Annotated in this window: 10 protein-coding genes; 5 read left to right on the top strand and 5 right to left on the bottom strand. The window is 36.9% G+C overall.

Going from position 1 to position 13,243, the window contains the following annotated elements:
- Position 1: 1 nt before the first annotated feature.
- From FZF09_RS10155 to FZF09_RS10135, 5 genes are read right to left on the bottom strand one after another with little or no spacing between them, the layout of a single operon-like run.
- Positions 2-877: an FAD binding domain-containing protein gene (locus FZF09_RS10155; protein ID WP_158736492.1), complete on the bottom strand. Its 876-nt coding sequence runs from the start codon at positions 875-877 to the stop codon at positions 2-4.
- Positions 874-3,324 carry a xanthine dehydrogenase family protein molybdopterin-binding subunit gene (locus FZF09_RS10150; protein WP_158736491.1) on the bottom strand — a complete coding sequence of 817 codons (2,451 nt, stop codon included), beginning with the start codon at positions 3,322-3,324 and terminating at the stop codon, positions 874-876. The genes FZF09_RS10155 and FZF09_RS10150 overlap by 4 nt, the downstream gene beginning before the upstream one ends.
- A complete protein-coding gene (locus tag FZF09_RS10145) occupies positions 3,321-4,316 on the bottom strand; it encodes an MBL fold metallo-hydrolase (RefSeq protein ID WP_158736490.1) in 996 nt (331 codons plus the stop codon). Before FZF09_RS10145 ends, FZF09_RS10150 begins: the two co-directional genes overlap by 4 nt.
- Before the next feature lie 28 nt (positions 4,317-4,344).
- Entirely contained in the window at positions 4,345-5,742 is a 1,398-nt protein-coding gene (locus tag FZF09_RS10140) for an amidohydrolase family protein (protein ID WP_158736489.1), read from the bottom strand.
- Entirely contained in the window at positions 5,742-6,203 is a 462-nt protein-coding gene (locus tag FZF09_RS10135; RefSeq protein ID WP_158736488.1) for a homogentisate 1,2-dioxygenase, read from the bottom strand. The genes FZF09_RS10140 and FZF09_RS10135 overlap by 1 nt, the downstream gene beginning before the upstream one ends.
- Before the next feature lie 803 nt (positions 6,204-7,006).
- On the opposite strand from FZF09_RS10135, the gene FZF09_RS10130 reads away from it, so the two are divergent.
- From FZF09_RS10130 to FZF09_RS10110, 5 genes are all read left to right on the top strand, one after another.
- Positions 7,007-8,050 (top strand): TRAP transporter substrate-binding protein, encoded by a 1,044-nt coding sequence (locus FZF09_RS10130; RefSeq protein ID WP_158736487.1) that lies wholly within the window; start codon positions 7,007-7,009, stop codon positions 8,048-8,050.
- 345 nt (positions 8,051-8,395) lie between these two features.
- Entirely contained in the window at positions 8,396-8,884 is a 489-nt protein-coding gene (locus FZF09_RS10125; RefSeq protein ID WP_158736486.1) for a TRAP transporter small permease, read from the top strand.
- A complete protein-coding gene (locus FZF09_RS10120; protein WP_233269471.1) occupies positions 8,878-10,161 on the top strand; it encodes a TRAP transporter large permease in 1,284 nt (427 codons plus the stop codon). Before FZF09_RS10125 ends, FZF09_RS10120 begins: the two co-directional genes overlap by 7 nt.
- 752 nt (positions 10,162-10,913) lie before the next feature.
- Entirely contained in the window at positions 10,914-11,969 is a 1,056-nt protein-coding gene (locus FZF09_RS10115) for a Bug family tripartite tricarboxylate transporter substrate binding protein (protein WP_158736485.1), read from the top strand.
- A gap of 303 nt (positions 11,970-12,272) precedes the next feature.
- The coding region (locus FZF09_RS10110; protein WP_199256774.1) for a UbiD family decarboxylase at positions 12,273-13,243 on the top strand (971 nt) is incomplete at its 3' end.

The following is a 13,243-nucleotide window of genomic DNA, read 5'->3' as shown; positions in this document are numbered from 1 at the left end:
TTTAATTTCCCACCTTTCCAATGTTCTGCCAAGCATTTTTTAATGCTTCTTCTACGTAAACACCTACCATATGCAATCTATACTCTGCAGATGCACTGATGTCACTTTCTGGTTCCATAAAATCTTTTGAACTTTGGGCTGCTTCATAAAAAAGTTCATCGCTAGGCTTTTTACCTATTAACATTTCTTCAACATCTACAATTCGTTCAGTTAATGGATTTATTCCACCTACAGTCAATCTAGCTTTTACAATCTTTTCTTCCTCAACTTCCATTAGGACCCCTACAGCAAGAAGTGGAAAATCGCCATGGATTCTTGTAAGTGTCGAGAAGCTATATCCCGCTTCTTTAGGCACAATAGGGATCTCTACTTCTGTAAGGATTTCATTTTCTTCCATAGCAGTTGTGAAAATACCATAGAAAAATTCCTCAGCATCAAATTCACGAACCCCATTTACACTAGTAGTTTTTACCTTGCCATCAAGGGTTAATAAGGCTACAGGAAGGGTTGCTGCAGGGTCAGCATGTGCAAGGCTTCCACCAATGGTTCCCCTATAACGGATAGCTAAATGTCCAATGCACCCAGCTGCAAGACCCAACAAAGGACAATGCTCCTTGATTAATGAAGATGTTTCTAGATCATGATGACGAGTAACCCCACCGATTAAAATTTTGTTGTCTTCTTTTTTAATATATCTCAGACCATCAATTCGATTGAGATCAATTAAAGATTTTGGAGTAGCTAGCCTCATGTTAATCGTCGGGACTAAACTTTGCCCACCCGTAATAATTTTAGCTTCATCCCCATGCTTGTCTAATAGACTGAGTGCATCTTCTATATTATTAGGTGTATACATTTCGAAAGACGAGGGCTTCATTTTTCTGCCTCCTTCAAAATAGAAAATAGTTTAGAAGGGGTAATAGGCAAATCATTTATAACTACATTGTATGGTTTAAGAGCATCGTTAACTGCATTGGTTAAAGCTGCCGGAACTGTCATCGTAGCTACTTCCCCAGTTCCTCTTGCACCAAGTGGTGTTAATGTAGAAGGAGTTTCTAAATGGTCAATTTCAAGATCAATGGATTCGGCACTAGTTGGACAAGTATAATCCATTAAAGTACCTGTTAATATTTGTCCATTCTTATCATATACCATTTCTTCATAAAGAGTATTTGCTAAGCCATGCAGCATTCCACCATATAGTTGTCCTTCCACAATCTGCGGGTTTAGAGATTTTCCTATGTCATGAGCCATATAGTATTTTAAGATGTTTAACTCAAAAGTTTTTTTATCAATTTCCACTAGGGCTAAATCAACAGCAAAGCTATACAAACCAGAAGAATTGACACGGCCATTTTCATCGACTGGTTTTACACTATCAAGGCTAAAATAAGAAGTATGAGTAAGCCCATTTGAAATTTCGTCTGGTAAAATGGTAGGGTTCCAGTGAATTATGCCCGCCAATTTTTTCAAAGACATAGAGAGCTGAGCATCCTCTTTATGCACAACTTTCCCATCAATTACATCCAAATTCTCAGTAGAACATTCCATTAAGTGGCTGGCTACTTTTTTCATTTTTACTATTAGTCCTTCGCAAGCCATTAGGATAGCATTAGCTGCCGTTCCAGAAAATCTGCTAGAATAAGCTCCTGAGGCAATTGTCCAGGCTCTTGTCCCTGTATCTGAACCTGTAGTTACCAAAATATCATATGGTGAACAACCGAATTGGTCAGCGACAATCTGTGCAGCTACGGTTTCATGACCTTGTCCTTGTGGAGCAGTGTTTAATGTGACGGTAATACCCCCGCCATAATCTATAGTAATTGTAGCAGCTTCACTTGATCCTGATTTTGGTCGTTCTTTATTACTATGATCTTTTGGAGTTCCAACATCCATATAACCCATATTTGAAGCAGCTGGATCTACAGCTAAACTGATTCCAATACCTACATGCCTTCCTTGTTTACGCATTTCCTCTTGTTTTTTTAGTAATTGTTTGTAGTCTGCTGATTTAAGTAATTTATTTAAGACAGCTGGATAATCACCTACATCATAGTATCCACCAGTCGGGGTGGTATAAGGAAACTGAGATGGTTCCAATATATTTTTTCTTCTAAGGTCAACTGGATCTATATTCAAAGTATGGGCTAGCTTATCAACCGTTCTCTCTAAAGCATGGTATAATTGCCCACAACTATAACCTCTATTTGGCCCTGTTGGCACTTTATTTGTCATAACTGCCGTTAAATCCAGCTCTACGTTTCTAAATTTATAAGGACCTGAATAGTTACCATACGGTCTGAATATAGTTCCTGGTTCTGGGGGACGAATATATGCCCCTACACTATCCATGATTTTATATCGAACACCTGTTATTGTCCCATCTTTTTTTGCAGCCATTTCCATATACGTGACTCTGTCAGTACCACTGGAACTTCCAATTAAATTTTCTCTTCGATCCTCAATCCACTTGACAGGCACACCTGCTTTGCGGCTCGCCAGGGTAATTAGACATGAATATGGATAAATCGTAATTTTTATTCCAAATCCTCCCCCTACATCTGAAGGGACCATAATACGTAATTTATTTGGAACAACCCCAAGTGCTTTTGCCATTACAGCGTGCATAGAAAATGGGCCTTGAAAGTTACACCATATATTTGCTGCGTGATTGCTAGAATCCCAATGACCAATAACGCCGTAAGTTTCAAGAGGCATACAAGTAAATCTATTAAACACGACCCTTTCTTTAACGACAGTGTCAGCCTCTTCAAAAGCCTCGTCCACGTTTCCAAATTTTGTATTACGTTGAATAGCAACATTAGTACCTTCTTCTTCATGAAGGAGAGGAGCTTCTTCAGAAATTGCTTCTTCAATATTAACGGTTGCAGATAATGCTTCATATTCTACATTTATCAAATCTAACGCATCTTCGGCTACGTACTGGTTCTCTGCTATAACTACCGCTACTGGTTCTCCAACATAGCGCACTTTATCAATCGCCATAGGAAAGTATTTCCCAGGATTATCAGCCACAACAGGAAATGGCTTCACCCAATCCCTGATATCATCACCAACGAGTACGGATCTAACCCCGGGAATGTCAATTGCTTTGGTATAATCAATCTTCTTAATACGGGCATGGCCATGCGGACTACGTAAAATGGCCGCATGGTGGATATTAGGAAGCGGTTTCAAATCTTCCATATAGTTACCCTTTCCCCTAATCAACCGTTTATCTTCCAGGCGGTTCAGCTTACTGCCTACCCATTTTTTGTCTTTTGACGGTGTTTCCGTAGGCTTAGATTGGATATCTATACTCATCTACACTCGCCACCTTTTAAGGTACTAACTGGTTTGTATAAAACCTTATCTCCATCAACTTTAGTAACTTCACCTGCTTCTACTAGATACTCAACATGAGCTAATGTCTCTGACAAAGCAAACCTAACTTGGTGTGCATCTAGTTCAGTTAATTGAAAATATTTCTTAGCTATATCATATCCACTGTCAATACCAGAGTTTATCAATTTTCTCATTTCTCCAAGTCGTTCATGATGATGCGAGATAATAAATTTCGCCCTATCTGCTGTATTATTTTCCATAATTTTACCGTGCCCTGGCATAGTTATTTTCGGATTTAAATAAGCAATTTTTTCCAATGTTTCAAGAAACTTTTTCATCGGATTAGAATCCATTCGAGGCCACAATCCAACATTTGGTGTAATATGCGGCAAAATACTATCTGCAGAAATAAACACTTTGTCCTTCTCATTCCAAAATGCAATCATTGTATCTGCATGCCCTGGCACTGCTATTATTTCATATTCTGCTGGACCCAAAATAGCTCTATCGCCAATACTAAATTCACAAACCTCTTTAGGAAGTGGAGTAACGTCATTTCTCTGATCTATAAATTGATCTCTTATCTGACCAGCAATTCCCTCCGGACAACCATTTCGGATAAAAAGATCCTCTACATAATACGCCTGCTTCATTTCGTGATGCCATTGTATCTCTGCCCACTCTTTATCAGCACTGTACATATGAACACGAGAGCCATATTCTTCTTGTAACCAACCAGCCAATCCTAAATGATCAGGGTGGTAATGTGTAACATAAATATCGGTTAACTGATTTTTCTCAATACCATAATCTGAAAAAGTTTGTTTCCAAAATTCTTTTGTTTCTTGGGTGTTGCAACCAGTGTCAATCAACTTCCATCCTTCCTCTGTTGAGCAAAGATAACAGTTAACGTTTTTTAGCTTATATGGAACTGGAACAACGACCTTGTAAATATTTTCTGTAATTTCCATTTTTTCACCTCATTCCCATTCCATTTCCCTAATATATTGGCCATGTCGTTTGCATGATCTCCTCTAACCCCGTCTTTTCAAGAATTTTAGGTTGTATTTGACGAACATGTTTGTAAATATCATTATCATCTAATGTAAGAACTTCACCAGCTTGCACAACCGTTTTGCCACCAATTAAAACAGTATCAACCGTTCCGCCATGTGCACTGTATACTAGGTTAGAAACAGGATTATATAATGGCTGCCATTCTGGGGTCTCTGTATTAAACATTACCATGTCTGCTTCTTTTCCTACTTCTAGAGAACCAATTTCATCTTCCCAAAGAGCACAACGAGCTCCGTTAATTGTTGCCATTTCTAATACAGTTTCAGGAGGCATAATCTTTGGATCAATACGAGCTTCTTTATAACCACCAGCTAGCAGCAACATTTCTTGACAAATATCTACAATACCTGAAGATGAATGATCAGATCCAATGCCGACTGCTAACCCCATCTCAAGTAATTCAGGGACGCTTCCCATCCCAATATTTCCGTAGGCATTATGGAGACTTGAACTTGGAGCAGCAGTGATTTTTACATCATTATCTCCTAATAGGAGTATTTCTTTAGGAGTTGCCCATCCCATATGGATAAGAAGCATGTTAGAGTCTAGAACACCTAAATTGTGTAACCTTTCTACTTCAGGAGCATTATGGGCAGCCACTGATGCATCCCGTGTTTCTTTTGCGAAACAAGCATGAGCCTGCATGCTAATTTCATAATGATCAGCCATTTCTTTCATTCTACGAATAAGTTGATCTGTACAGTTATTTACACCTCGGAAACAAAGCGAAGCTCGAATACGCCCTCCTTCAGAACCGTGAAATTTCTTAATTACCTCTTCGCTGCGTTCTAAACCTTCTTCCATCGTTTCATTAAATGTTGGAGGAAGTGACCCAAAACCTGATTTTGCTATATCCATAGTACTTTTCCCAATAATACTTCGCATTCCCACTTGTGAGACAGCTTGTGCAGTTGCAGCAGGATGATAATTACCAGGATCAATAAAAGTCGTTACTCCGTGACGGAGTAATTCTAAACAACATAACATGGAACTCCAATAATTATCTTCTTCGTCTAAATAGCCTTCATAAGGATACATGCGCTCAAAAAGAAACTTTTGCGCACCAACTTCATCAGCTAAGCCACGACTCATTTGAAACGCAGAGTGTATGTGCCCATCAATAAAGCCAGGCACTATTACTTTTCTAGTTGCATCTATCGTTTTCTTTCCCACGTACTTATTTGTAAGCTCAGCGGTCTTTCCTATATCCTTTATTTTACTGTCGCTTACTGCTATGGCACCATCTCGAAAAATACGTCGTTCACTGTCAACTGTAATAACATATTCTGCGTTTGTTATTAAAACATCTACCTCTTGCATTACTTATTCTCCTCAGACACATTTTTTAATGGGTTCTTTACTTTAAGCTCAACTATTAAGTTATTTCCGCCTTCTGGGGGAGTTCCAGGTAACGACCGATGTGCAATTCCTCTTGGTATAACTAATACTTCTCCCGCATTCAACGTTACATTTCCTAATTCTGTCTCCCATTTGATTTGCCCTTCAACACATAAAATCACTTCGTCATTATCTCCACTTCTATGCCAAAAGTCCATCGCTTTTTGCGTTCTTTTTGAAAGATCAAATCGTAAACCGTCAGCTTCAAGAATAGGCATCGGAGTTCCATCTGAATCGGACATATTTGTTGGCTTAAGCGCAGGATCTTTAAGATTGATTTTAGTAAGTTCAGGACCATCAAATGAATTTACTACCGTCGGTTGATTCTCTCTTTGAATAGAATATGTACGACCAGAAGCCGTTACTTTTTCTTTAAATGCCATAAATAATTCCTCCTTAAATTTCAGCAATTTTTTTAATTAATTGAATTGTATACACTTTGTATTATATTTGGGCTTAATAGTTTTTGTCAAGAAAAATTTTTACAGTTGTCTTCTACTCTTTTCCGTTTTGTAACATAAATTTTTTTCTAAATAGAGAAACTTATGTTTAATATATTTAATATAAACGAACGTTACCCTCTCTATCGTTCGATTTTCGCTTCAGGCGGACGCTTTCACCCTCGGGGCACAAGCGCGACATCTACTCCAACTCCCTTTGTTCGTTCTCGTAGTGTCTTCTTTGCCGCGGGCTTGACTTCAGCTTCCTCGGAAGCCAATCTGCCTGCGGGGTCTTCAGCTCAAGCTTATCCTGCAGGATTCACCGCCTTCTGCTACAAGCGATATAATGTTCATTTTTGATAACCAAAATAGCATTTATGAAATTGATGAAAGTACTATTTAGTTCTATCTATGACATTAAAATAAATCTATCTGTTTTCTTTGAGGAATCTTCGAAAATAGGGTTAACAGAAACATTTTTATTTTATTAAATTATTCTCAAAATTTTTACTATTCAATAATATTTACATTGACATTTAATAAAGGTATTGATATTATTTTTCTTGTATACAAAAAAAATACAATTTTGTTGGAGAGTAATACTAGAGGGGGGATATTAACTATATCGAACTTAATTTTCTTTATTTTCTAACTATTAATATTTCAACGTTATGATTTTATAACTGCTTACTAGGAGGGATGAATTTTCTTTTTTTTATACTTTTATATACTTAGGAGGGAACATTTTGAAAAAGCTATTGATTTTTAATTTTATTATTGCAATGGTAGTTATTCTTATTGCTTGCGGTAACGATAGTACAAATACGGAATCGGCTAGTCCAAGTGATGAAGAAAATCAAGATAATGACAAAGTTGTATTATCGTTTGGACATAGTGTATCTGAAAATAATATATATCAAACGGCAGCTTTGAAATTTAAAGAAAAGGTAGACGAATATTCGAACGGAAGTGTCGAAATTGAAGTTTACCCAGGTGGACAACTCGGGAGTTCAAAGGCAATGTTAGAGGGTGTACAAAACGGATCGATTGATGGGGTTTATTCAAGTCTTGCATATTTTGAAAACCTCACCCCTGTTCTTACTGGCCTTCAAATGCCTTTCCTAATAGAAGATTTCAATATTGAAGAAAAGGTAGCAACAAGTGACTTAGCAAAGGATGCACTAGAAGAGTTGGAAGAATACAATTTAAAAGGGTTCGAAATCGTTCCAACTGGCTTTCGCTATATTGGTAATAATGAACGCCCGATTAATAGTACGGAAGATTTAGGGGACTTAAAATTACGGGCTTCAGAAGGTGGAATCCAGATGGAAATGTATGAAGCCTTGGGAGCATCTCCAACGCCTATGGCATTTGACGAGGTTTATACTTCTATGCAAACAGGTGCTTTAAATGGATTAGACATGTATTTAGATTCTTATATTACAGATAACTTTGGAGAAGGTACAGATTATATTAATGAAACACCAGTTAATACTTGGCCGGCAGTTATTACTTTAGGCCTTGAAAAGTTTAATAGTCTATCTGAAGATCAACAAAAAGCTATTGAAAAAGCTGCAAAGGAAACTCAGGGGTTTATGTTTGAAGAAGCCGAAAAAATAGAAGTAAAAGCAAAAGAAGAATTACAAGACATGGGAATTGAATTTACTCCTAGCATGGACATGGATGAACTTAGAGAATCAATGGAACCAATATATGATGAGTACGCCGAAAAACATCCTATAGTTGAAGAAATGATAGAGTATATTTATGAAATAAGTGATTTTAACTAAAGCCAATTCTGATCGGTCGCCCACATGTTTGGGTTTCAGTTGATAAAGAATCATTGGGAAGTATTTGATATTTATATCTGTTGCTTAGCGCTTCAGGATACTTCTTCATCTGAGTGGCATCCTGAAGCAAATTTTGTAACCGCTATCATATTATTACTTTGAATGGGGTTCCTATTTTCGCCACAGAATGTATTCTATTTGTTATTTACTTATGCAAAAAGTCTACATCCCAAATGCCTTTGCCTTGCGCGTTTTATTACTAGTACCTCAATCAATAAATATGCAATGTTCACAAAATTCATGAAATACATAGCTTGTACCCTACCAAGAAAGCGGGTGACTCATTTGGAGAAAATAAGTCTAGCCATTTATAAATTCTCTAAACTTCTTTTAATTGCACTTACCGCTATGTTGTCAATAGTAATTATTTCGCAAGTAATTAGCAGAAGCTTTTTAGGTTTTTCATTTGTGTGGTCTGAAGAGGTGGGAAGGTATTTGTTAATCTGGCTAACTTTCATTGGCGCAAGCACTGCATTGAGAGATGATGAATTAATTGGTTTAGATTTATTAGATTCTAGATTAAATTTTCGTAATAAAAAATTAATAAAGTTGCTTATACACATATCAATTTTATTTTTTCTCCTCTTTGTTGCTTATTATGGTACAAAAACAGTTTTTTCACCAGGAATACTTAATCAAACGGCCTCTACATTTGAATTCTCTATGGCTTACGTTTATCTGGCCATACCGGTTGCCACCTTAATTATGATCATTCACATTGTGACAGCCATTCAAAAGAATATAAAAGATGTGAGGAGGTATAAAGATTGCTAGGAATAACTTTACTAGTGTTTTTAATTCTCATAGTGATAGGTATGCCGGTAGCTTTTGTCCTTGGAATATCTGGTTTAACTTATATATTAATTAGTGGTCAGTATTCTTTTCTCATTAACATCCCACAGACACTAGTGGGTGGTATCAATAAATTTAGTTTATTAGCAATCCCTTTTTACATTCTTGTAGCTGAATTAATGAATGCAGGAGGCGTCACAAAGCATATTGTTAATTTTTTTCGAAAGTTAATTGGTCATTTTGTTGGCGGTTTATCTTATGTAAATATTGTAGTCAGCGCATTCCTGTCTTCCATTGTAGGTTCTGTTAATGCGGTAGCAGCTATTACTAGTACATCTATCGTTCCTGAAATGAGAAAAGATGGGTATGAAAATTCTAAAGCTTCTGCTTTATCAGCTGCTTCTGCCATTATGGGACCAATCATTCCTCCTAGTATGGTGTTGATCATTTTTGGTGTGTCTGCAAATACATCTGTTGGCGATTTATTTATAGCTGGAATTATACCTGGAATTATGTTAGCTGTTGCTTTCTTTGTTATTGCCTATATCTCCGCTCGAAAAAATTTAACTCTTGTAAAACATCCAAGACCTAAACTTTATGATTTATCTGGATCCTTTATTAAGGTGTTGCCTGCCTTAAGTATTCCTATGTTTATATTAATTGGAATTATAAAAGGAGTCTTTACACCAACAGAAGCTGGGGCTGTGGGTTGTTTAATTGCTTTAATCTTAGGGGTGTTTGTATATAAACAATTAACATGGTCCACTCTTCTAACAGTCTTGTTCAGAACTGGAACTACCACCGGAAGTCTGTTGATTATTATGAGTACAGCTTCTCTTTTTTCCTGGGTACTAGCTAGAGAAAGAATACCACAACAAATTGCAGATATTTTACTCTCCATCTCTGAAGAACATTGGGTGATCTTATTATTAATTAATATCTTTTTGCTTTTTGTTGGTTTGTTTTTGGATGCAGTTACAGCAATTATAATATTAGTACCAGTTTTCTTACCTGTTATATTAGAAATCGGAATTGACCCTATACACTTTGGAATTTTTATGACCTTGAATTTAGTAATTGGGTTAATAACTCCTCCTGTTGGTATATCACTATTTATTGTTTCAAGTATAACTAAAGTGTCCGTATATAAACTTTCAATAGCAGTTCTACCTTATGTTATTGCTTCTATTATTGTGTTACTTGTAATTGTTTACATTCCTGAATTATCAACTTGGTTGCCATCCCTCCTTAGGGATTAACCAACTATGAATCGCCTTCTTAGTATATTCACTCTGGACCTATTTTAGATCTTGTTTGTGCTCTTTCATCCGCTCATCACATGAAGACTTACAATAAATCACATATTCTTTTTCATAGCCTAGAAAGCTTTAACTGATTACCTTTTACTTTTCTACAAACATTTCAGATATCTGACGAAAAATTTTAACACTTCACTGATATTTACTTTAATCGTTTCACTAAGAATATCGTTCCCTAATTTTTAATTAAGGTGAATGAATTTCATAATTCATTTCTATATCATTATAAACGAACGTTATATTAATCCCCTTCGCTATTGTTTGATTTTAACTTCAGGCGGACGCTTTCACCCTCGGGGCACAATCGCAACCTCTAACTCCAACTCACGTGGTTCATTATCGTAGTGTCTTCTTTGTACCGGGCTTGATTTCATCCTCCTCGGCAGCAAGCTTCCTGTAGGGTCTTCAGCTCAAGCTTATCCCACAGGAGTCACCGCCTTCCGCTACAATCGATATAATGTTCGTTTTTTATAATCAAAATTTATGAAATTGGTTCAAAGTTTTTCCTTTCAAAAAAAATTATCTTAACTATCAAACTGCTGATATTTTTAGTGTACACAATTTATATACATACTTTGTCAAAGGGGGTGATCATAACATAGTGCTCTTACTTTATTTAAAGGTGGTGATTAAAGTATAAATCTTTAAAATTTATTAATTATTCTAAATAATTAGAAAGGATGATTTTTTACATGCATTTAAAAATCGTGTTCCGCCTATGTATCATTTTAGCTTTATCTATTCTTCTTTCTGCATGTGGACAGACTACAGATGACACTGCTAGTTCAGAAACACCATCAAGTCAGGATGAAAATGAAGCAAATAATGAAGAAGAACAGGAACAAGAAGAGGAAGGGAATAACGATAGTTTTCCTGAAAAAGAAATTACCATTATCGTGGGTAATTCTGCTGGTGGAAGTACTGACATGTCTGCACGATCAATTGTAGAACCTTTAGAAGAAGTATTAGAGGTGCCAGTAGTAGTAGAAAATGTAGAGGGTGCAGGTGGTAATATAGCTGCTGGACAAGTTTATAATGAAGAACCTGATGGACATACATTATTAACCATCCCGATTCCTTCTATGATTATTGGAGAACTGATCGCAGATGGAGATTTTAATACCTTAGATTTTGAACCAGTATTTAACATGTTTGGAGACACATCCAATGTAGTAATTGTTCCTCCTGATTCACCAATCGAAACGATTGATGATCTAATCGAAGCATCGGAATCACAAAATTTAAAGGCATCAGGCTCAGGTTTAGGAACCAATTCAGCTTTGGGAAGTATTTTTCTAGAGGAAATAGGTGTCAAACATGAATATGTGCCATTCGATGGTGGCTCTGAATCTGTTCAGCAAGTCGCAGGGGAACATGTCGATTTTGGTGTAGCGAGTCAAGTAGCCGCTGAATCTGCAGCTGAAGAAGGATTAGTTCGTGTTATTGCTACAACAGCTAATGAAAGGCTCAGCAGCTTTCCAGACGCTCCGACCCTAGTTGAAAGTGGTTTCGAAGATTTTGGATTTGAAATATTATATGGTTTTTGGGCACCACCAGAAACTCCAAATGATGTTATCGATACCTTATCAGAGGCGATGTTGGAAGCAAGTGAAAATCCAGCTTTCAGCGAAGCAGCAGAACGAGCTGGGTTTAATGAACAAATCTTAATGCCTGATGAATTTAAAGCACAACGTGATAAAACGTATGAAATGGTCGAAAAGCTGCAGGACAAATTTTCAACAGAATAGTACCCTATAAAATTAGAGCGGCTTCAGCAATTACTTGCATGAAGCTGCCCTAACAATAAGAGCAATAGGAGAAAATGACATTACGCAATTTATCAGCGAGTTGTGTTTCTCGTTATCATGCTATCTCCCCCCATTTCATTAACTATTTTAATGGTTACGATGTAATATTTGTTTTCCCCCTATTACTAAGGAAGAAATTGATTAATCGCGTATATCATCGATACCTTTGTAAAAAGATTTATTGTAATTGTGAGTTAGAGATATCCCCTTTAGCTAAATTTTTTATTAAGAGAGGAAACGAAAATGCCAAAAACAAAAACCAATACTAGTTTTCAAACTCATTTGAAAAAACTTGAAGAGAGAGGGCTTGTTCACCATATCTATAAAGAAATAAACAAAGATACAGAATTACATCCACTGGTAAGATGGCAATTTCGTGGTAATATTCCAGAAGCTGAAAGAAAAACTTTTGTTTTTCATAATGTTGTAGACAGTAACGGCCGTAAATATGATATTCCGGTTGTGGTTGGCGGTCTCTCTGTAAACCGGGAAGTATACAGTTTAGGAATGGGAGTTCCTGTTGAAAAAATAGGAGAAAAGTGGACAGAAGCTAAATCTAATCCTATTGCCCCTGTTAACGTAGATAGTGCTCCGTGTCAAGAGGTAGTGTACCAAGGGGATGAACTGGATGAAGATGGAAAAGGATTGGAACACCTTCCGGTTCCTATTTCCACACCAGGTTTTGATAATGCTCCTTATACTACTAATTCTATGTACGTATCGAAAGATCCTGAAAACGGGATTCAGAATCTGGGTACATATCGCGCCCAAATTAAAAGTTCTAGACGTCTTGGCATGAACCCATCGATTGAAATGGGACAGGGAATTTACCAACACTGGCTTAAATATAAGGAGATGGGAGAACCGATGCCAGCAGCATTAGTGATCGGTGGTCCACCAGCCGTTCCTTATTGTTCCGTACAAAAGCTGCCATATAATACCGACGAGTTTTCTGTGGCTGGAGCTTTGTTAGGGGAACCTTTAAAAGTAGTACAAGCGAAAACAGTGGACTTGCAAGTTCCAGCCGATGCAGAAATTGTGATTGAAGGGTATATACCTACCGATTCTCTGGAGCCAGAAGGTCCTTTTGGGGAATCCCATGGACATGTTAATCTTCAAGAGTTTAATCCCTATATGAACGTCACAGCTATTACTCGAAAAAAAGACGCTCATTTTGTATCCATTATCAGTCAAGTGACTCCAAGTGAAAGTAG

It is taken from the genome of Alteribacillus sp. YIM 98480, assembly GCF_009765375.1.
Taxonomy (GTDB): domain Bacteria; phylum Bacillota; class Bacilli; order Bacillales; family Marinococcaceae; genus Alteribacillus.
The sequence above is the reverse complement of the archived record's forward strand: the minus strand, read 5'-3'. Positions and strand labels throughout refer to the sequence as shown.

What these genes read in the sequence shown, in the direction of transcription:
- FZF09_RS10155 (WP_158736492.1), bottom strand. Translation starts at nt 877, where the DNA reads ATGAAGCCCTCGTCTTTCGAAATGTATACACCTAATAATATAGAAGAT.
- FZF09_RS10150 (WP_158736491.1), bottom strand. Translation starts at nt 3,324, where the DNA reads ATGAGTATAGATATCCAATCTAAGCCTACGGAAACACCGTCAAAAGAC.
- FZF09_RS10145 (WP_158736490.1), bottom strand. Translation starts at nt 4,316, where the DNA reads ATGGAAATTACAGAAAATATTTACAAGGTCGTTGTTCCAGTTCCATAT.
- FZF09_RS10140 (WP_158736489.1), bottom strand. Translation starts at nt 5,742, where the DNA reads ATGCAAGAGGTAGATGTTTTAATAACAAACGCAGAATATGTTATTACA.
- FZF09_RS10135 (WP_158736488.1), bottom strand. Translation starts at nt 6,203, where the DNA reads ATGGCATTTAAAGAAAAAGTAACGGCTTCTGGTCGTACATATTCTATT.
- FZF09_RS10115 (WP_158736485.1), top strand. Translation starts at nt 10,914, where the DNA reads ATGCATTTAAAAATCGTGTTCCGCCTATGTATCATTTTAGCTTTATCT.